A 19,312-nucleotide genomic window follows, 5' to 3' on the forward strand; every position below is an offset into this window, starting at 1 on the left:
GGCCGGCTCGGGAACCGGCGGCCCGACGGTCAGAGCTGGGCCAGATCGAACGCCCAGATGCCGCGGCCGTGGGTGGCCACGTAGACCGAGTTGTCGATCGCGTTGTACTCGGCGTCCATGCCGACGGTCAGCGGCAGGCCGGTGCCAAGCCGCTGCCAGTCGGTGGCGCCGGGGGCGCGGTAGAAGGTGGCCAGGTCGGTGGCGAGCACCAGCGCGCCGTTGGGCAGCTCCTTGATCGAGCTGGCCGGCACGTCCGGCAGGTTTCGCCGAGACGAGGCGGTCAGTGGAAGAAGTGCCGGGTGCCGGTGAGGTACATGGTCACGCCGGCCTCCTTCGCCGCGGCGATGACCTCCTCGTCGCGGATCGAGCCGCCCTGCTGGACGATCGCCCGGACGCCCGCGTCGATGAGGATCTTCGGGCCGTCGGGGAACGGGAAGAAGGCGTCCGAGGCGCAGACCGAGCCCTTGGCCCGGTCGGCACCGGCCCGGCTGACCGCGAGGCGCGCCGAGTCCACCCGGTTCACCTGACCCATGCCGACGCCGACGGTGGCCCCGTCCTGCGCCAGCAGGATCGCGTTGCTCTTCACCGCCCGGACGGCCCGCCAGGCGAAGGCGAGGTCCCGCAGGGTCGCCTCGTCGGCCGCGTCGCCGGTGGCGAGCCGCCAGTTCGCCGGGTCGTCGCCGTCGGCGTCGATCCCGTCGCGCAGCTGGACCAGCACGCCGCCGGTCACCTGCCGCCACTCGGCCGGCCGCGGCGCGAAGGCCGGGGCGCGCAGCAGCCGGATGTTCTTCTTTCCCTGGAGGATCTCGACGGCACCGGGCTCGAACTCCGGCGCCACCAGCACCTCGGTGAAGATCTCCGCGACCTGCCGGGCCAGCTCCACGCTCACCGGGCGGTTCACGGCGATCACCCCGCCGTACGCCGACACCGGGTCGCAGGCGTGCGCCTTACGGTGCGCCTCGGCGACGTCCCCGCCCACCGCGATGCCGCACGGGTTGGCGTGCTTGATGATCGCCACGGCCGGCTGCTCGGCGAAGTCGTTCGCGGCCCGCCAGGCGGCGTCCGCGTCGACGTAGTTGTTGTAGGACATCTCCTTGCCGTGCAGCTGCTCGGCCTGGGCCAGCCCGGCCGTGCCGTCCGGGTCGGCGTAGAGGGCGGCCGGCTGGTGCGGGTTCTCCCCGTAGCGGAGCACCGCCTGGCGGCGCAGGGCCAGCCCGGCGAACTCCGGCCACTCCTGGTCCGCAGGAGCGAGCTCGACGGCGCACCAGTTCGCCACGGCCACGTCGTACTCGGCGATCGCGGCGAACGCCCGGGCCGCCAGCACCCGGCGCTGGGTCAGGGTGAAGCCGCCCTCGCCGAGGGCGGCGTGCAGCGCCGGGTACGCCGCCGGGTCGGTCACCACCGCCACCGAGGCGTGGTTCTTGGCCGCGGCCCGGACCATCGCCGGACCGCCGATGTCGATCTGCTCCACGCACTCGTCCTGGCTGGCGCCGGAGGCGACCGTGGCCTGGAACGGGTAGAGGTTGGAGACCAGCAGGTCGATCCCGGCGATGCCGTGCTCGTCGAGCTGGGCGGCGTGGGAGTCCTTGCGCAGGTCCGCGAGGAGGCCACCGTGGATCTTCGGGTGCAGGGTCTTGACCCGGCCGTCGAGGATCTCCGGGAAGCCGGTCACCTGGTCCACCGGGGTCACCGGCACGCCCGCGCCCGAGATCGTCGCCGCGGTGCTGCCGGTCGACACGATCTCCACCCCGGCGGCGTGCAGTGCCCGGGCCAGCTCAACCAGCCCGGTCTTGTCGTAGACGCTGACCAGCGCCCGCCGGATCGGGCGGCGCTCGTCCTGAGTGGAACTCACGGAATCGTGACCTTTCTTCCGGTGATCGTCCAACCTTGACGGACCAGCCGACCGACCTGCTCAACGAGCTGGCGGCGCTCGGCGGACTTGATGCGCTCGGTGAGCGTCTCCTCGTCGTCGTCGTCCAGCACCGGTACGGCGACCTGGGCGACGATCGGGCCGGTGTCCATCCCGGCGTCGACGAAGAAGAGGGTGGCCCCGGTGATCTTCACGCCGTAGGCGAGGGCGTCCCGGGGGCCGTGGATGCCGGGGAATGCCGGCAGCAGGGTGTTGTGGGTGTTGAGGTAGCGGTCGCCGAACGCGGCCAGGAAGTGCGGGCCGACCAGCTTGAGGAAGCCGGCGCTGATCACCAGGTCGGGCTTGTGCTCCGCGACGTGCGCGGTGAGCGCGCGGTCCCAGTCCTCCCGGGTCGGGTGGTCCTTCAGCCGGTCGACGAAGGTCGGCACCCCGGCCGCGGCGGCCCGGTCGAGCCCGGCGATCCCGTCCCGGTCAGCGCCGACGGCGACCACCTTCGCCCCGTACCCGGGGTCGGCGGCGGCGTCCAGCAGCGCCTGGAGGTTGCTGCCGGAGCCGGAGACGAGGACGACGAGACGGGCGACGGACGCGGGCTCGGTCACGAGGTCACCCTATCGGGCAGTTCGAGGTGTCCCGCCGTCGGGCAGCGACGTTTCGGGTGATCACCCGGGTGGCGCGGACGCGATACGCTGCCGAACGCTCGGTGCCCCCATGCACGCCCGGCGCCGCACCCGTCAGCGAACCGGCATCCACGGGTGCCGACCGAACGAGGAGTACACCCCATGCAGCCCGGTTACCCCCAGCAGCAGCCGCCGCAGATCGACAACAACATGACGATGTCCATCGTCGCCATCTTCCTCTTCTGGCCGCTGGCCATCCCGGCCATCATCAACGCCTCCAAGGTCAACCCGCTGCTCCAGCAGGGTGACTACGCGGGCGCCCAGGCGGCGGCCGCCGAGTCGAAGAAGTGGTCCAAGTGGGCCCTGATCATCGGTCTCATCGGCTGGGCCATCTCCATCCTGTGCTGCGTCCTCGGCGGCCTTGGCGCGATCATGAGCGGCAACAACTCGACCTACTGACCGCCGACCCCCAGTCTGAGGAGCGCCTTCGCATGCAGCCCGGTTACCCCGGTCAGGACCCGTACGGCCAGCAGCCCCCGCAGGACCCGACCTCCCCGCAGTACCGCGACCCGTACGCCCAGCCGCCCCAGGCCCCGCAGTACGGCCAGCAGCCCACCTCCGGCCAGCCGTACGGCCAGCCGCAGGACCCGTACTCCCAGCCGCCGCAGCCGCCGCAGTACGGGCAGCAGCCGACCTCGGGTCAGCCGTACGGCCAGCCGACCTCCGGACAGCCGTACGGGCAGCCCACCTCGGGCCAGCCCTATGGGCAGCAGCCGTACCAGGACCCGTACGCGCAGCAGCAGGCCTACGGCGCCGCGCCGACCTACCCGAACGCCGGCTACCCGATGCCGCAGGGGCAGAACAACACCCTCGGCCTGATCGGCATGATCGCCGGCATCGCCTCCATCGTGCTCGGTCTCTGCTGCCCGGCGCTCGGCATCCCGGCCGGCATCGCCGGTGTGGTGCTCGGCGTGCTCGGCCAGAAGAAGGCCCAGCAGGGCGAGGCGAGCAACGCGGGCCAGGCCAAGGCGGGCCTGATCTGCGGTGCGATCGGTGTCGTGATCGGCATCATCAACGCGATCGCCGGCGCGGCCATCAACTTGAACAACTTCTCCTGACCCGGCTCGACAGGGGCGTCCGGACCCGTCCGGGCGCCCCTCGCCGTGTCCGCGGACGGCCGGGTGAAGGGCCGCCCTCGCCGTGTCCGCGACGGGCGAGTCGGGGCGCCCGTAGGTCGGCGCGGCGCGGTCAGGACCGGGCGGCGGCCGGTCGGGGCGGGGCGGGGTCGGCGCCGGACGGGCGGGCGAGGGACTTGGTGGTGGCGGCGCCGAGCAGCGCGCCGACGGCGATGACGGCGGTGGCCACCCCGGCCACCTGCCAGGGCACCGGGCCCATCTCGGCCAGCCGGCCACCGCCGAGCGGCCCGCCGGAGATCGCGGCGGCCGCGCCGAGCAGCATTCCGGCGACCGGTCCGGAGAGGGCCGCCGGGGCGAGCAGCGCCCCCCAGCCGACCACCACCCGGTCCTCGGCGGCCGCCCGCAGCAGCCGCCGGGCGAGCAGCCAGCCGGCGGCCATGCCGGCCAGCACCGGCACCGCGAGCAGCCCGGCGCCGAGCCCGTCGACCGGTCCGCGCGGAAGCCCGGCCAGCAGCGGTACGGCCGGCAGCGCGCCGACCGAGACCTCGCTGGTCCGCACCGCCGTGTCGGCGCCGACGGCGAACCCGGGACCGAGCAGGTAGCTGGCCGACCAGATGGTGGCGTTCGGCGCGTACGCGAGGCTGACCAGGGTGATGCCGGCTTGACCGGCCACGCCCGTTCGGTACGCCGTGATCATGTCGGCGGCGTCGCCGCCCCCGGTCGCCACGGACAGCCCGGCCGCCCCGGCGCCCGCGCCGAGCAGCAGCAGCGCGGCCACCAGCCCGGTGCGCACCCCGTCCCGCAGCGGCACCGGGGAACGCCGTGCCAGCAGACCCGATGCGCCGGTGGTGCGGAGCGCGCCGACCAGCGCCGCCAGCGCCCCGAAGATCGCGAAGGTCACCGCCGCCCGGACCGGGGACGCCCGCACGCCGCCTGCGCCGACCGCGAGCGCGGCGAGGGCGCCGAGCAGCGCGTACCCGATGCCGACGGCGACCGCGACGGTGAGCGCCTGCCGGGGCGAGCGACCACCGCGGGCGCCGATCGCCCGGCTCACGTGCACGCCGGCCCGGGTCAGCCGCCAGGCGGCCAGCGCGGCCAGGGCCAGCGGCGCCAGGCCGAGCGGGCCGGCGGAGGTCTCCAGCGCCACCCCGTGCCCGAGCAGCCAGCCGGCCAACCCGGCGCGCAGGGCGCCGGACAGGGAGCCGGCGTCCTCGCTGAGCTGGGCCAGGCCGAGCACGATGGTGACCGGCAGCCAGGACGTCACTGCGGCCCAGCCGGCCGCCACCGCGGCGGCGACGACCAGCGGCGCATGGCCGCGCGGCGCCTCCCCCGACCGGGGCGCGGGCACCCGGGGCGCCGTCCGGGCGCGGCCGGTCGGCCGGGCGTCGGGGGCGGTACGGCGGGTCTGGTCAGGGCTGACGGATGACATTGGCTCTACTCTGGCATGCCGCGCCGGTGGCGGCACTCCGATACCGCCTGGCGAGGACGGCGAGTTGCGTGATCCACCGGCTCGTCGCCCCCGATCCGGTCTAGCCTCTGCCCAGGACGCGACCTGTCCGGTCGCGGCACCGACTGCCCGGAGGACGCCGTGAACGCTCCGTATCCGCCGCCGCCCCCACCACCGGCGCCCGGCAAGGACCGCACCACGCTCTGGGGCGTCCTGGGCATCGTCGTCGGGCTGCTCTGCTGCGGCATCCTGGGGATCGTCTTCGGCTACCTGTCGATCCGGGACGCCAAGCGCTTCGGCAAGTCACCCACGCTCGGCTACGTGGCCATCGCATTGAGCGTGATCAACATCATCGCCAGCGCGATCTGGCGGGCCACCGGCCACAACATGTACTGGTACAGGTGAGGGGGCCGACCGCTTCCGGTCGACCCCCTCGGTGCCTCACGTACCGGCTCAGCCGGCCGACATGATCTCCCGCATCAGCTTGGCGGTCTCGGTCGGGGTCTTGCCGACCTTCACGCCGACCGCCTCCAGCGCCGCCTTCTTCGCCTCGGCGGTGCCCGCCGAGCCGGAGATGATCGCGCCGGCGTGACCCATGGTCTTGCCGGGCGGCGCGGTGAAGCCGGCGATGTAGCCGACCACCGGCTTGGTGACGTTGGCCTTGATGAACTCGGCGGCCCGCTCCTCGGCGTCGCCGCCGATCTCACCGATCATCACGATCGCGTCGGTGTCCGGGTCGGCCTCGAAGGCGGCCAGGGCGTCGATGTGGGTGGTGCCGATGATCGGGTCGCCGCCGATGCCGACACAGGTCGAGAAGCCGATGTCGCGCAGCTCGTACATCATCTGGTAGGTCAGCGTGCCGCTCTTGCTGACCAGGCCGATCCGGCCGCTGCCGGTGATGTCGGCCGGGATGATGCCGGCGTTGGAGGCGCCCGGCGAGGCGATGCCCGGGCAGTTCGGCCCGATGATCCGGGTCCGCTCGCCCTTGGCCACGTTGTACGCCCAGAAGGCGGCGGTGTCGTGCACCGGGACACCCTCGGTGATCACCACCGCCAGGTCGATCCCGGCGTCGATCGCCTCGATGACCGCGCCCCTGGTGAACTGCGGCGGCACGAAGATGACCGTGACGTCGGCCCCGGTCTCCTTCATGGCGTCCGCGACGCTCGCGAAGACCGGCAGCTCGGTGCCGTCGAAGTCGACCGTCTGCCCCGCCTTGCGCGGGTTGACGCCACCGACGACGTTGGTGCCGGCAGCGAGCATCCGCCGGGTGTGCTTGGAACCCTCGGAACCGGTCATCCCCTGCACGATGACCTTGGAGTCCTTGGTCAGCCAGATTGCCATGATCAGACCCCCGCAGCGGCCAGCTCGGCGGCCCGCTCGGCCGCGCCATCCATGGTGTCTACCCGCTGGACCAGCGGGTTGTTCGCGCCGTCGAGGATCGCCCGACCGGCCTCGGCGTTGTTGCCGTCGAGGCGGACCACGAGCGGCTTGGTGACCTGCTCGCCCCGCTGCTCGAGCAGCGCCAGCGCCTGCACGATGCCGTTGGCGACCTCGTCGCAGGCGGTGATGCCGCCGAAGACGTTGACGAAGACGCTCTTCACCGACGGGTCGGAGAGGACGATCTCCAGACCGTTCGCCATCACCGCGGCGCTCGCGCCGCCGCCGATGTCGAGGAAGTTCGCCGGCTTGACGCCGCCGTGCCGCTCACCGGCGTAGGCGACCACGTCGAGGGTGGACATGACCAGACCCGCGCCGTTGCCGATGATGCCGACCTCGCCGTCGAGCTTGACGTAGTTGAGGTCCTTCTCCTTGGCGGCCTGCTCCAGCGGGTCCACCGCGGCCTGGTCGACCAGGGCCTCGTGGTCCGGGTGCCGGAAACCGGCGTTGTCGTCCAGGCTGACCTTGGCGTCCAGCAGCAGCAGCTTGCCGTCCTTGGTCTTGGCCAGCGGGTTCACCTCGACCAGCGTGGCGTCCTCGGCGACGAACGCCTGCCACAGCTTGACCGCGACGTCGACGACCTGGTCGGCGACCTCGGCCGGGAAGGCGGCGGCGGTCACGATCTCGCGCGCCTTCGCCTCGTCCACGCCGATGTTGGCGTCGATCGGGGCCTTGACCACCTTCTCCGGGGTCTCGGCGGCGACCTGCTCGATGTCCATGCCACCCGCGACGCTGGCGATGCAGAGGAAGGTGCGGTTCGCCCGGTCGAGCAGGTACGAGAGGTAGTACTCCTCGGCCACGTCGGCGGTCACGCTGATCATGACCTTGTGGACCGTGTGACCCTTGATGTCCATGCCGAGGATGTCGGTGGCCCGGGCCACCGTCTCCTCCGCGCCCTCGGCCAGCTTGACGCCGCCGGCCTTGCCTCGGCCGCCGACCTTCACCTGCGCCTTGACGACCACCCGACCGCCGAGGCGTTCGGCGATCGCGCGGGCCTCCTCCGGGGTAGTGGCGACGCCGCCGGCGAGCACGGGCAACCCGTGCCGCTCGAACAGGTCCCGCCCCTGGTACTCGTACAGGTCCACGATTGCGCGTCCCGTCCCGTCTCCGCGGCGCGCCGTCGCGCCGCCACCAGCGTTGGAAAATCAGTTTGACGCCTGTCATCAGATGAGACAGGTCATTTGCCGCAGCCTAACGAGATGGGAACCGGGGGCAACCGAGCGGGTGCGGGGTGTGCGGTAATGCACAGCCGCCGGGCCCGACGGATCAGGCGACCCGGCAGCGGCCGGCGGAGTGCCGCAGGACCGCCTCCATGATCTCCTTCTCCGAGCGGTCCGCGAAGTTGACCGTGGCGGTGAAGCCGGTGCCGAACAACGCCTGCGACATCCCGGTGTCGAGCGCGGTGAACGCGCCCAGGTCACCGCCCGCGCGCGGGTCGCGCGCCCGCACACAGAGCATCTTCTCCAGCCCCCAGCGCCGCCGGTAGATCTGGTCGATCGCCTCCCACGGCAGCCAGATCGCCTGCCCCCGGGTGGGCCGGGTCTTGATCCAGAGCCCGGCCGGCCCGACCGCGAGCACCGGGCCGCCGGACGAGATGAGCCACAGCTGGAGACCCACGACCAGGGCGAAGGCCAGCATGATCAGCGGAACGGCGAAGAGAATCTCCGCACCCCCGTTCTCGGAGGAGGCGGCCAGGCCCATCGGGCAGGCCATCACCAGCCCGATCAGCAGGGTCATCCCGCCGAGGGCCAGCGCCCGCTTGCGGAGGCTCGGTCGGGCGACGAAGGGCTGGTCCTCCGGGATCCGCTTCGCCGTCCGCGCGGGCGGCGGTTGCCAGGGCGGCGGCAGCTGCGCCGGCCCGCCCGGCTGCGGCCAGCCGGCACCCGGGTACGCCTGCTGCGGCGCCGACCAGCCGGCAGCCGCTCCGCCCTGGTACGGCTGCTGCGGCCAACCTCCACCCGGCTGCTGCGCGGGCGGTCCCCAGCCCGCCGACGGGCCCGCGGTCGGCTGCCCCCAACCGCCACCCGGCTGAGCCGGCGGGTGCGCGGGCTGCCCCCACTCGGCCGGCTGGCCGGCGGGCGGCTGTGCCCGACCAACGTCCGGCTGACCGACGTGCTGATGCGGGGGCTGTGGCCAGCCGTCAGCCGGCGGGGCCGGTGGTGGCCACTCGTCGGCGGGATTCGAATGCTGATGCGGCGGAAGGGTCACGGCGGGCTCCCGGCGGGGATCGGTGCGGGCAGCCACAGGTTACGGCCCACGACGTCACGAAGCGGGCCCGCCCGGGGAGCCGGCTCGGAGCGGATCACGTCCCTCCGCGGCCGGTTAACCGGCCGCTGCCGGACGAACTCCGTCAGCCGTACGGGGGATGTTGTCCGGGATGCGTAACCCCGCAGTGGGGGCATCGTTGAGTCTGATGTCGGAGCGCTGGTCAGCGCGACGACGGGAGACGGCCGATGCCCTGTCGGTCGAGGGGTGGCGGCGGGGCATCGTGCATAGAGGGGCCGGACGTGTGAGGGGTGCGTCCGGCCCCTCCCCCTGTCCGGGTCCCCCTGCCGACCGGGTCCGCCCGCGGCGACCGCAGCGGGACCGCCGGCCAGGCTGGCGGCCGGGCGGTCAGGCGACCGGCTGGACGACGTTCTGCCGGACCCACTCGACGATCGACTGGGTGGTGGCGCCCGGAGTGAAGATCTTCGCCACGCCGAGCTGCTCCAGCTCGGGGATGTCGGCGTCCGGGATGATGCCGCCGCCGAAGACCACGATGTCCCGGGCCTCCCGCTCGGCGAGCAGCTCCAGCACCCGCTTGAAGAGGGTCATGTGCGCGCCGGAGAGCACGGACAGGCCGACCGCGTCGGCGTCCTCCTGGATCGCGGTCTCCACGATCTGCTCCGGGGTCTGGTGCAGGCCGGTGTAGATGACCTCCATGCCGGCGTCCCGGAGGGCACGCGCGACCACCTTCGCGCCCCGGTCGTGGCCGTCCAGGCCGGGCTTCGCGACGACGACCCGGATACGAGAGCTCATCAGCGCACACCTTTCACCGGCTCCGCGGCTATCACCTGAACGAACGGTAACCCGGCCCGCCCGGGCGCGGAAACCCGGGCCGTGGCATAGCGTCCGACCCGACAACCCGGAAGCCGGACGCCTCCGCCGAACGGTCACTCTGCGCGACGAACGGACGGTCATCGGGCTGGCCGACCGGTGGCACGACCTATGACATCAGCGGACTTAAACGGACAGAAAGAAACGCCAATTCGGCGCTTCGCCTTGTGACTCCTGTGGCGGTTGGCTAACGTGTCCACGGTTGTCATCAGGTCCACGGACGGGTGGCGACGCGGCCAGCCGACGTTCATTTGAGCTTCACGGGCGCCGGCCGACCGCATCGAAACCCCGACAACGGAGGGTGTGCGTGCGCCAGCGCCTGTCGTCTGAGCCCGATAGATATCGTGGCCGCCGCCGCGTACCCACCCCCCCGCGGAGCCGCTACGCCGCAGTCGTCACCACCGCCTTCGTCGGGGCCGGCATCGTCGCGCTCGGCGCGAACGCCCTCCCCGACGCCAAGAGCGTCAGCCCGTCGGTTCTCGACGAGCTCAAGCAGGCCTCGGTCACCAGCCAGGACGCGGCGGCCCGCGCCGACGCCGCCGACCGGGCGTCCCGGGACAGCGGACGCGCCGGCACCGAGGCCGCCGCCGAGCAGGACGTCTGGCTGCTGCCCCTGCAGGGCTACGACTTCAACTCGCCCTACGGCATGCGCTGGGGCAAGCTGCACACCGGCGTGGACCTGGTCGCCCCGGAGGGCACCCCCTACGTCGCCATCCATGACGGCACGGTCACCAAGGCCGGCTGGTTCGGCGGCTACGGCTACGCGGTGATCGTCCGGCACGCCGACGGCAGCGAGGCGATCTACGGCCACTCCTCCGCAGTGAGCGTCAAGGAGGGCCAGCAGGTCAAGGCCGGCGACCAGCTCGGCCTGGTCGGCAACACCGGCCACTCCTACGGCTCGCACCTGCACCTGGAGATCCATGTCAACGGGGAGCCGTTGGACCCGGTGCCGTGGCTGCAGGAGCGCGGAGTGGACATCAAGCTCCAAGTCGAGGCAATTTACAGCGAGGTAGCCGCGTCCTGACGCTGCGTATCGGCTGTTTACCGCCCGGATCACACGGTCCGGGCGGTTTTTGTTTGCTCGCCGCCCGGCAATGTCTGCTCGCTCACACCGCCGAATGTGAGTGACGGCACACCCCTGCATGATCCTTTACCGGGCTGGATCACCCGTCGCAGGACAAAAAGGGGCAGGAACGACCAGGCGCCCCACTCGCCCCGCGCTCCCTGTACCCAACGTTCACCGGGCTGACACCAGTATTTCGAGGTCAAGTGCCCCTCGACTCGGTGAAGGTCCCCGTGCAGGAAGACAGCCCTACCAAAAACGAGAAGACCGTGCACGCCCCCGGCCGGCACCGACTGCACAAGCAGAAGAGCCGCCGTAACCCATACCTCATCGTCGGCGCGCTGGCCCTGGCCAGCCTCGGCCTCGGCGGCGCGACCGTCGCCACCGCCGACCACGGCACTCCCACCCCCGCCGCCGTCGACTTCGACGCCCAGTCCCGCGCCGAGGCGGCCGCCCGGGCCGACCGGTCCGCGCGCGAGTCGACCGCCCCGGTCACCCCCTCCGCGAGCCCGGTCAGCCCGTCGCCGAGCCCGTCCACCGCCAGCCCCGCGCCGACGCAGAAGGCGGCCACGACCAAGCCCACGCCGAAGAGGACCGCCGCCCCGAAGCCCTCCTGGGTCATTCCGATGAAGGGCGCCGAGATCACCTCCTGCTACGGGATGCGATGGGGCACGCTGCACGCCGGCATCGACTTCGCGATGCCGGCCGGCACCCCGATCCACGCCGCCGCCGCGGGCACCGTGGTCAAGGCCGGCGACGTCGGCGACGGGTACGGCATCTCGGTCTTCATCGACCACGGCAACGGCTACCTCACCCACTACGCCCACCAGAGCCGCCTCGCCGTCACCGTCGGGGAGAAGGTCGGCGTCGGCGAGGTGATCGGCTACGAGGGCTCCACCGGCGACTCCACCGGCCCGCACCTGCACTTCGAGGTGCACAAGGGGCAGATGTGGAACCAGATCGACCCGGCGCCGTTCCTGCGCGCCCGGGGCATCGACGTGGCCTGCTGACGACCTGTAGGTTCCCACTAGATCTTTCGGTTTCTCATTGATCTGTCGGTGCACTTGTCGGTTCCGACAGGCGCGAAGGTTCGCCGCCACGTTCCCGATCCGCGGTTGGCGGTCCAGCCCGGCGTCGCGGGCGTGGCTCACGGCCTCGGCGAACGCGGCCGGCTGCGCGGTCACGCCGTAGGGCGAGGAGTCGGCGGTGGCCAGGTGCGACCACACGCCGCGCACGGCCAGCACGCCCTCCCGCTCGTACTTGCGGGCCCAGGCGACCAGCTCCGGCCAGCCGTCGGCGGTCGCGCCGTGCCGCGACATGCCGGTGTCAATCTTCAGGTGGACCTGGGCGGTGCGGCCGGTGCCGCGGGCCGCGGCGGCGACCGCGTCGAGCAGCTCCGGGGCGGCCACGGACACGTCCACGTCGGCGGCGGCCAGCGCGGCGAAGTCGGTGTTGGGGCCGTGCAGCCAGCTCAGCACCGGCGCGGTGAGCCCGGCGGCGCGCAGCTGCAGGCCTCGGCGGCGCTGGTGACCCCGAGCCAGGTGGCGCCGCCGGCCAGCGCGGCCCGGGCCACCGGCACGCGCCGTGGCCGAACCCGTCCGCCTTCACCACGGCCATCACCGCGGCGCTCGTGGCCCCGGCGATCCGTTCGACGTTGCCCGGGACCGCCGCGAGGTCGACGACCGCCTCGGCCAGCTTTCCAGTCACGCTCGGTAGCCAACAGCAGAGGGGGTGAGCGTGCCGACAGGGAATTCACTAACACCCTGCTAACAACGCCCGTGCATACTTGGCGGTCGGTCGGTCGAGGAGGTGGCGGGGTGCGGGTCCTGGTCGTGGAGGACGAGGAGCTGATGGCCGAGGCCGTCGCCGAGGGGCTGCGGCAGGAGGCCATCGCCGTCGACGTCGCCTACGACGGGGCGGCGGCACTGGAGAAGCTCGCCGTCAACGCGTACGACGTGATGGTCCTGGACCGCGACCTGCCGCGGGTGCACGGCGACGAGGTGTGCCGCCAGGTCGTGGCGCAGGGCCTGGACGTGCGGGTGCTGATGCTCACCGTGTCGGTGACGGTGGCCGAGCGGGTCGCCGGGCTCAGCCTCGGCGCCGACGACTACCTGCCGAAGCCGTTCGCGTTCGCCGAGCTGGTGGCCCGGGTGCGGGCGCTTGGCCGGCGCGCCCGACCGGCGACGCCGCCGGTGCTGGAACGGGCCGGCATCCGGCTCGACCCGCACCACCGCGAGACCTACCGTGACGGCCGCTACGTCGGCCTGTCCCGCCGCGAGTTCGCGGTGCTGGAGGAGCTGCTGCGGGCCGAGGGCGCGGTGGTATCGGCCGAGACGCTGCTGGAGAAGGTCTGGGACGAGCACATGGACCCGTTCACCACCATCGTCCGGGTCACCATCAGCGGGCTCCGCCGCAAGCTCGGGGAGCCGCAGCTCATCGAGACGGTGACCGCAGTGGGTTACCGGTTGCGATGAACGGTTCCTGGCACGGCAGCCTGCGGGTCCGGCTGACCGTCGTGTTCAGCTGCTGTTCGCCCTGGCGGGCAGCGGGGTGCTCGGCGGCGTGCTGATCCTGGTCGACAACAGCATGGAGTACAGCCTGAACGTCGCGTACGAGGAGAAGTACGCGGTGCTCCCGCCGGAGCAACAGGCGGTCGCGGGCGAGCACATCGGGGAGGGCTTCGCCTCCAAGCAGGCGATCATGGACTCGATGCAGGCGAACCTGCTGTTCAAGGGCGGGATGACGCTGCTGGTGGTGTGGGTGGTGGTCACCGCGGCGGGCTGGTTCGTGTCGGGGCGGCTGCTACGCCCGCTTAGCATTATCACCGAGACGGCGCACCGGATCGCGGGGCGCACCCTGCACAAGCGTATCGATCTGGACGCGCCGCCGGGTGAGGTGAAGAGCTTGGCCGACTCGTTCGACAGCATGCTGGACCGCCTCGACGGGGCGTTCGCCGGGCAGGGCCGTTTCATCGCCAACGCCGCGCACGAGCTGAAGACCCCGATCGCGCTCAACCGCACCCTGGTCGAGGTTGCGATGAGCCGCCCGGACAGCCCGGCCGAGGTCAGGCAGCTAGGCGATAACCTGCTCGCGGTCAACCTGCGCCACGAACGGCTGATCGACTCGCTGCTCACCCTGGCCAGGGCAGAGGAGGCGGTCACCGACCGGCGGTCGGTCGACCTGGCGCAACTGGCGGGGTATGCGCTCGAGGTCACCGCGAAGGCGGCCGCGGAGCAGCGGGTGCAGGTTCAGGCGCAACTCGCAGCGGCGCCGGTGGTCGGCGACCCGATCCTGCTGGAGCAGTTGATCCGCAACCTGGTCGACAACGCGGTCCGCTACAACCACCCGCACGGCTTCGTGCGGGTGCAGACCCTGACCGAGGTCCGGCAGGCCGAGATCATCGTGACCAATACGGGCGCGCTGATCTCGCCGCACGAGGTGCCGGCGCTGTTCGAGCCGTTCCGCCGGCTCACCGACCGGGTGGGTTCGGCCAGGGGCAGCGGTCTGGGCCTGTCCATCGTGCGTGCGGTCGCCCAGGCCCACGGCGGCGACGCGCTGGCCACCCCTCGTCCCGACGGCGGCCTGTCGGTGCGCGTGATCCTGCCCCGCAGTGACGCCCCGCGGGCATGAACCCACGCCCGCACCCGAGGAATCGGTAAATCGATCGACTTCGGATGATGTTAGCGGGATGTGAGGAATTCTGCTCACCGCCGCATAACACCACCTCTTGTGGACTGTGTACCCGAGACGGCCGGCGAACCCCTCCGGCGTCCAGCACAGGCGTGGCGACGACGTTCCCGCCGGAACCGGCACGTCATATGCGATGCGAAACCCAGCTCCAGAGGAGAAGTAGATGCCGATCGACCGCGGACGTGTGGGCCATCTTTCCGGGCGTGGCATCCGGTACGCGGCACTGGCGGCGTGCGCGCCGTTGCTGGTGGCGGTGTTGACGGCGTGCGGGCCGGGCCAGTCGGAGACCACCAGCGAGGCGGACTCCGGCACCGCCGGCCAGTGGGACGCCTACGACAAGCAGAAGCAGAACCTCGCGACGTGCCTGAACGAGAAGGGCCTGACGGAGGTCCGCTACCTCGGTCACGACAACCCGATGATGGAATTCTCGGGCTGGCCGGACACGCTGACTCCCGACCTGGACGAGTGCTTCGAGAAGTGGCCCGCGCTGGACCCCCCGGTAAAGGACACGCCCCGCAAGCCGACCGAGGAGGAACTACGCAAGGGCCGGGCGATCGCGCAGTGCATGCGCGACAACGGCGTGCCGGGCTACCCCGACCCTGATCCCGACCCCGCCCCGGTCGACTTCGCCACCTTGAGGCGCCAGAAGCAGGAAATCAAGGACCGGATGGCGGAACCGGCGTACCAGGCGGCGGCGAAGATCTGCTTCACCGCTCCGGCGGGCGGCTGAAGAAGATGCTCAGCCAGGAACAGCGACGGGTCGGTCGGATCAGCGGCCGATGGCGCCGTGTGCTCTTCGGTGTCGTCGCCGCCGCGGTGGTCGCCGCGGCGGCGGCGATGTCCGCCGGGGTCTTCGCCGGGGGCGGGGACGACAGCCCCGTCGGCGCTCCCGCGGTCGACACGGTCAAGGTGACGCGGTCCACGGTCACGGCGGCCACGGTCGTCGAGGGCGAGATCGGCTACGGCCAGGCGTCGGCGGTCACGTCCAAGGCGGCCGGCACCCTGACCTGGCTCGCGGCGGCCGGCAGCACGGTGCGGCGCGGACAGCCGCTGCTGCGTGCGGACAACAACCCGATCGTGCTGCTCTACGGCCGGCTGCCGTTCTACCGGGTCCTCGCCGACGGGGTCAAAGGCCCGGACGTCGCCCAGCTCGAGGCGAACCTGATTGCGCTGAAGTACACCGGCTTCAAGGCCGACACCTCCTACTCCGCGTCGACCGCGGCGGCCGTCAAGCGGTGGCAGAAAGAGCTGGGGCTGCCCGTCACGGGCACCGTGGCGTCGACGGACGTGATCGTCGCGCCCGGTCCGCTGCGGATCGCCACCCAGACGGCCCGGCTCGGGGCGCCGGCCGCCGGTGACATCGTCACCGCCGGCCCGATCACCCTCATCGTCACCGCGAAGGTGCCGGCCACCGAACCCGACCTGACCAAGAAGGGCGCCAAGGCCACCGTCACGCTGCCCGGCGGCGCACCGGTGGAGGCGACCGTGCTCGGCGTGGTGACACCCCGGTCCACCGGCGACACGCCCGCGGATCCGCCGCCGGATCAGGGGGAGCCCAAGGTCACCGTGCAGCTGGTCCTGAAAGCCACAGCCGAGCGGGAGCCCGGGCCGGTGACGGTCCGCTTCGTCACCGCCGAGCACACCAACGTGCTCGTCGTGCCGATCCAGGCGCTGCTCGCCATCGGCGAGCGCGGCTACGGCGTGGAACTGCGTGACGGCGCGACCAGCCGGGTCGTGCCCGTGGAGACGGGGCTGTTCGCCGGCGGCAAGGTCGAGATCAGCGGCGACGGCATCGCCGAGGGCGTCACCGTGGGGGTCGCGGAGTGAACGTGGTCGAACTGACGGACGTCACCAAGACCTACCCCGGCGGGGTACGGGCCGTACGCGGGGTCAACCTCGACATCGAATACGGCGAGGCGGTCGCAGTCGTCGGGCGTTCCGGATCGGGCAAGTCCAGCCTCCTCAACCTGATCGGCACCCTGGACCGCCCCACCAGCGGCCAGGTCCGCATCGGCGGGCACGACGTGGCGGCCCTGTCCGACCGGCAGCTGTCCGGCCTTCGGGCCGCCACGATCGGCTTCGTCTTCCAGCAGTTCCACCTGACCTCGGGCGTTGCGGTGCGGACGGCGGTGGCCGACGGCCTGCTCTACTCGAGCGTGGCCGCCCGGGAGCGGCTGCGGCGGGCCGACGCCGCGTTGGAACGGGTCGGCCTGGGCCACCGGCTGCACCACCGGCCGCACGAGCTGTCCGGCGGTGAGCGCCAGCGGGTGGCGATCGCCCGGGCGCTGATCGGCGATCCGCCGCTGCTGCTGGCCGACGAGCCCACCGGCAACCTCGACTCCGCCTCCGGCGAGACGGTGCTGGGCCTGCTGACGGAGCTGAACGCGGCCGGCACCACCGTCGTGGTCATCACCCACGACCGGGAGCTGGCGGCAGGGCTGCCGCGGCGGGTCGAGGTCTCCGACGGCCTCATCGTGCGCGACGAGCGCGAACCCGGCGTGGTGCCGTTCGCCGCGCGGATCGGGGCGGCCCTATGAGCGCCCCACCCCGCCCCGGGCGGCTGTCGCCGGGCGATGTGCTGCGGGTCGGCGCGGCCGGGCTGCGATCGCGCCGACTGCGGGTGTCGCTGTCCGCGCTCGGTATCGCGATCGGCATCGCCGCGATGATCGCGGTGGTCGGCATCTCCAGCTCCAGCCAGGCCGAACTGGACCGGCAGCTGGACGAACTGGGCACCAACCTGCTGACTGTCGAGCCGGGCAGATCGTCGGACGACAAGCCGACGCAACTACCGGACGAGGCGATCCCCATGATCGCAAGAATCGCGTCGGTGGAGGCGGTGTCGGCGGTCGGCCGGCTGCCCGACGTGCACGCGTACCGCAACGAGCACGTCCACCCCGCGCAGACCGGCAGCCTCACCGTGTACGCGGGCCGCCTCGACCTGCCGGAGACGGTCGGGCTCAGCCCGGTCAGCGGGCGCTGGCTGAGCCAGCCCACCGCCGACTTCCCCACCGCCGTGCTGGGCTGGACCGCGGCGCAGCGGCTCGGCATCGACGACGCCGCGGCACAGCCGCAGATCGTGGTCGGCAAGCACCGCTTCACCGTGGTGGGCGTGCTGCGGCCGGCGCCGCTGGCCGAGGAGCTGGACCGCGCCGTGTTCGTCGGCTGGTCGGCCGCGACGGCCTACCTCGGCTTCGACGGGCACGCGACGACCGTCTACACGCGTACGGCGCAAGACGCGGTGGTCGAGGTGCGCAAGGCCCTTCCGCGCACCGTGAAACCGGGGGCTCCCAGCGAGGTCCTGGTCTCGCGGCCGTCCGACGCACTGGCCGCCAGGACGATCACCGAGAACGCGTTCAGCGGCCTACTGCTGGGCCTCGGCGCGGTGGCGCTCCTGGTCGGCGGGATCGGCGTCACGAACACGATGGTCATCTCGGTGCTCGAACGCCGATCGGAGATCGGCCTGCGCCGGGCGCTCGGGGCCACCCGCGGCCAGATCCTGCTGCAGTTCCTGGTGGAGTCGCTGCTGCTGTCCGCGCTCGGCGGCCTCGGCGGCATCCTGATCGGCGTCGTGGTGACCGGCGGGTACGCGGCCACGCAGGACTGGCCGGCCGTGGTGCCGCTATGGGCGACGGCGGGCGGGTTCACCGCGACGCTGCTGATCGGCGCGGTCGCGGGACTCTACCCCGCCGTGCGAGCCGCCCGGCTCACGCCGACGGAAGCGCTGGCGGGCGTCTGAGCCGACCGGCCGGCGGCGTCCCGACCGGGGTCGCCGCCGGACGGACCGGCGCCGCGGAACCGCCCGAGTGTTGGTCGGAACTGCCGGACCGGTCGGGTCTCCCCGACGACCTCGAACATGGATTCGCTGGTACCCGGCTTCAACAGCCGTACGAGCAGCAGGAAGCGTTCGATGCGCCCGGAGAGCAGCTCACCGAGCTCGAAGGGCTTGGGCCCGCGATCGCGGGCGATGACCACGCTTTCCGGCGGGCGGCGGCTGCACGTTCTTGTCCCGGGACTGCTTGCTGACCACCACGCAGGCCGCCTCCAGCGCGGCAAGCTCGTCGAGCAGCTCCGGGTCGTCCATCCACATCGCGCAGCCCAGCAGCGTCGCCCCAGGCCCGTGGTACTGCTGGCGGCGCTCCCGGAAGTCCCGAATCCCCTGCACCAGGCCCGCCAGCACGTCTCGGCCAAAGAAGGCCTGGTTGCCAGCCGGGCCGACGTCGGGCACCCGGTCATACCACTGCCCGAACTCCGGCCGTGCCTCCCCGTCCACCATCAAACCGACAGATCGGTGAGAACAACCTGCCGACGAGCCAGTGAGAAACCAATGCAGGTCTCCAGGCCAACGCACCGAGCACCGACAACTCTGCCGAGGACCTACGCCCGTGCTCGGCAACGAATGGGGCGAGGCCGGGATGGTCGAGAGTCAGCCGAATCAGAGGCAGGGGCGACCTGTCCGGACAAGGGCGCCGCAAGTCAATCTCACTGACTCTGAGATTCTGCAACGCGGGCTGGACACTTTCTCCGAATTGGGATACGAGGGCGCCTCGGTGCGCGAGCTCGCCAAGCGTCTCGGGGTCAGCCACAATTTCATCAACGATCGCTTCGGCTCGAAGATCAACTTTTGCCGAGCGGTAGTTGACCATGTCTTGGAAGACCTGATGAAGCAGCTTGCCGTCGCCTTCGACGTCGATGCGGACGACTACGAGAAACTTGAGAACATCGTCAAGACGTTCTACTCTCTCGCCGCGAACGTCCCGCAGATGAACCGGATTTCTGGCCGCGGAGTCTGTGCTCAACTCGGAACGCCTGGACTATATCTACGGCAAGTACACAGCTTCGATGCTGGAACGAATCGAGCCGATCGCAAAGCGACTGATGGAGTCGGGTCGGATGCCCAAAATACCAATGGACATCCTGTTCACCGCTCTTAGTGGCCCCGCGCTGGCCCTGACCCAG

Annotated in this window: 21 protein-coding genes and 1 pseudogene; 12 read left to right on the forward strand and 10 right to left on the reverse strand. The window is 71.9% G+C overall.

Features of this window, described 5'->3' with window-relative positions; translation table 11 throughout:
- Positions 1–29: 29 nt before the first annotated feature.
- The 3 genes from GA0070624_RS33435 to purN are packed head-to-tail and all read right to left on the reverse strand — an operon-like array spanning position 30 to position 2,469.
- Positions 30–251 carry a hypothetical protein gene (locus tag GA0070624_RS33435; RefSeq protein WP_091347718.1) on the reverse strand — a complete coding sequence of 74 codons (222 nt, stop codon included), beginning with the start codon at positions 249–251 and terminating at the stop codon, positions 30–32.
- A 29-nt stretch (positions 252–280) separates the two neighbouring features.
- The gene (gene purH, locus GA0070624_RS33440; protein ID WP_091347720.1) at positions 281–1,852 is read right to left on the reverse strand and encodes a bifunctional phosphoribosylaminoimidazolecarboxamide formyltransferase/IMP cyclohydrolase; all 1,572 of its coding nucleotides are present in this window, start codon (positions 1,850–1,852) and stop codon (positions 281–283) included.
- On the reverse strand, positions 1,849–2,469 hold the full coding sequence (gene purN / locus GA0070624_RS33445; RefSeq protein WP_091347723.1) for a phosphoribosylglycinamide formyltransferase: 621 nt from the start codon (positions 2,467–2,469) through the stop codon (positions 1,849–1,851). Before purN ends, purH begins: the two co-directional genes overlap by 4 nt.
- 180 nt (positions 2,470–2,649) lie before the next feature.
- Here purN and GA0070624_RS33450 point away from each other — a divergent pair, with 180 nt between their 5' ends.
- Complete coding sequence (locus tag GA0070624_RS33450; RefSeq protein WP_091347726.1) at positions 2,650–2,946, forward strand: CD225/dispanin family protein; 297 nt, start codon at positions 2,650–2,652, stop codon at positions 2,944–2,946.
- 32 nt (positions 2,947–2,978) lie between these two features.
- Positions 2,979–3,605 carry a DUF4190 domain-containing protein gene (locus GA0070624_RS33455; RefSeq protein ID WP_091347728.1) on the forward strand — a complete coding sequence of 209 codons (627 nt, stop codon included), beginning with the start codon at positions 2,979–2,981 and terminating at the stop codon, positions 3,603–3,605.
- 130 nt (positions 3,606–3,735) lie between these two features.
- Here GA0070624_RS33455 and GA0070624_RS33460 read toward each other — a convergent pair whose 3' ends face one another.
- A complete protein-coding gene (locus GA0070624_RS33460) occupies positions 3,736–5,052 on the reverse strand; it encodes a cell division protein PerM (protein ID WP_091347732.1) in 1,317 nt (438 codons plus the stop codon).
- 159 nt (positions 5,053–5,211) lie between these two features.
- On the opposite strand from GA0070624_RS33460, the gene GA0070624_RS33465 reads away from it, so the two are divergent.
- Positions 5,212–5,475, forward strand: a complete 264-nt coding sequence (locus GA0070624_RS33465; RefSeq protein WP_091347735.1) for a hypothetical protein — start codon at positions 5,212–5,214, stop codon at positions 5,473–5,475.
- A gap of 48 nt (positions 5,476–5,523) precedes the next feature.
- Here the strand turns inward: GA0070624_RS33465 and sucD are convergent, their stop codons facing one another.
- From sucD to icmB, 4 genes are all read right to left on the reverse strand, one after another.
- Complete coding sequence (sucD, locus tag GA0070624_RS33470) at positions 5,524–6,411, reverse strand: succinate--CoA ligase subunit alpha (protein WP_091347739.1); 888 nt, start codon at positions 6,409–6,411, stop codon at positions 5,524–5,526.
- Between the two features lie 2 nt (positions 6,412–6,413).
- Positions 6,414–7,592, reverse strand: a complete 1,179-nt coding sequence (sucC, locus tag GA0070624_RS33475) for an ADP-forming succinate--CoA ligase subunit beta (RefSeq protein WP_091347741.1) — start codon at positions 7,590–7,592, stop codon at positions 6,414–6,416.
- Positions 7,593–7,773: 181 nt separating this feature from the next.
- A complete protein-coding gene (locus GA0070624_RS33480; protein ID WP_141715232.1) occupies positions 7,774–8,715 on the reverse strand; it encodes a hypothetical protein in 942 nt (313 codons plus the stop codon).
- 405 nt (positions 8,716–9,120) lie between these two features.
- Positions 9,121–9,525: a coenzyme B12-dependent isobutyryl CoA mutase small subunit gene (gene icmB, locus GA0070624_RS33485; protein WP_091347749.1), complete on the reverse strand. Its 405-nt coding sequence runs from the start codon at positions 9,523–9,525 to the stop codon at positions 9,121–9,123.
- Positions 9,526–9,910: 385 nt separating this feature from the next.
- Between icmB and GA0070624_RS33490 the strand changes: the two genes are divergently transcribed.
- Both GA0070624_RS33490 and GA0070624_RS33495 read left to right on the forward strand, forming a co-directional pair.
- The gene (locus GA0070624_RS33490) at positions 9,911–10,627 is read left to right on the forward strand and encodes a M23 family metallopeptidase (protein ID WP_091347751.1); all 717 of its coding nucleotides are present in this window, start codon (positions 9,911–9,913) and stop codon (positions 10,625–10,627) included.
- Positions 10,628–10,887: 260 nt separating this feature from the next.
- Positions 10,888–11,676: a M23 family metallopeptidase gene (locus GA0070624_RS33495; protein ID WP_091350401.1), complete on the forward strand. Its 789-nt coding sequence runs from the start codon at positions 10,888–10,890 to the stop codon at positions 11,674–11,676.
- A gap of 165 nt (positions 11,677–11,841) precedes the next feature.
- Here GA0070624_RS33495 and GA0070624_RS36260 read toward each other — a convergent pair.
- Positions 11,842–12,144, reverse strand: a pseudogene (locus tag GA0070624_RS36260) (alanine racemase); the annotation flags it as partial.
- Between the two features lie 339 nt (positions 12,145–12,483).
- Here GA0070624_RS36260 and GA0070624_RS33505 point away from each other — a divergent pair.
- The 6 genes from GA0070624_RS33505 to GA0070624_RS33530 all read left to right on the forward strand — a co-directional run bounded on the left by GA0070624_RS33505 (position 12,484) and on the right by GA0070624_RS33530 (position 18,092).
- Positions 12,484–13,140: a response regulator transcription factor gene (locus GA0070624_RS33505; protein WP_091347754.1), complete on the forward strand. Its 657-nt coding sequence runs from the start codon at positions 12,484–12,486 to the stop codon at positions 13,138–13,140.
- An 88-nt stretch (positions 13,141–13,228) separates the two neighbouring features.
- The gene (locus GA0070624_RS33510) at positions 13,229–14,296 is read left to right on the forward strand and encodes a sensor histidine kinase (protein WP_218105353.1); all 1,068 of its coding nucleotides are present in this window, start codon (positions 13,229–13,231) and stop codon (positions 14,294–14,296) included.
- A 223-nt stretch (positions 14,297–14,519) separates the two neighbouring features.
- Positions 14,520–15,086, forward strand: a complete 567-nt coding sequence (locus tag GA0070624_RS33515) for a hypothetical protein (protein ID WP_091347758.1) — start codon at positions 14,520–14,522, stop codon at positions 15,084–15,086.
- A gap of 5 nt (positions 15,087–15,091) precedes the next feature.
- The gene (locus GA0070624_RS33520) at positions 15,092–16,183 is read left to right on the forward strand and encodes a peptidoglycan-binding protein (protein WP_091347761.1); all 1,092 of its coding nucleotides are present in this window, start codon (positions 15,092–15,094) and stop codon (positions 16,181–16,183) included.
- Between the two features lie 2 nt (positions 16,184–16,185).
- A complete protein-coding gene (locus GA0070624_RS33525; protein WP_091347766.1) occupies positions 16,186–16,893 on the forward strand; it encodes an ABC transporter ATP-binding protein in 708 nt (235 codons plus the stop codon).
- Positions 16,890–18,092 carry an ABC transporter permease gene (locus GA0070624_RS33530; RefSeq protein WP_091347770.1) on the forward strand — a complete coding sequence of 401 codons (1,203 nt, stop codon included), beginning with the start codon at positions 16,890–16,892 and terminating at the stop codon, positions 18,090–18,092. Before GA0070624_RS33525 ends, GA0070624_RS33530 begins: the two co-directional genes overlap by 4 nt.
- A 189-nt stretch (positions 18,093–18,281) precedes the next feature.
- Here GA0070624_RS33530 and GA0070624_RS33540 read toward each other — a convergent pair whose 3' ends face one another.
- Positions 18,282–18,626, reverse strand: a complete 345-nt coding sequence (locus GA0070624_RS33540) for a hypothetical protein (RefSeq protein ID WP_141715233.1) — start codon at positions 18,624–18,626, stop codon at positions 18,282–18,284.
- 112 nt (positions 18,627–18,738) lie between these two features.
- Between GA0070624_RS33540 and GA0070624_RS33545 the strand changes: the two genes are divergently transcribed.
- Positions 18,739–19,287, forward strand: coding sequence for a TetR/AcrR family transcriptional regulator (locus tag GA0070624_RS33545; protein ID WP_091347780.1), 549 nt, complete (start codon positions 18,739–18,741; stop codon positions 19,285–19,287).
- Positions 19,288–19,312 lie beyond the last annotated feature (25 nt).

The sequence above is a fragment of the Micromonospora rhizosphaerae genome (assembly GCF_900091465.1).
Taxonomy (GTDB): domain Bacteria; phylum Actinomycetota; class Actinomycetes; order Mycobacteriales; family Micromonosporaceae; genus Micromonospora; species Micromonospora rhizosphaerae.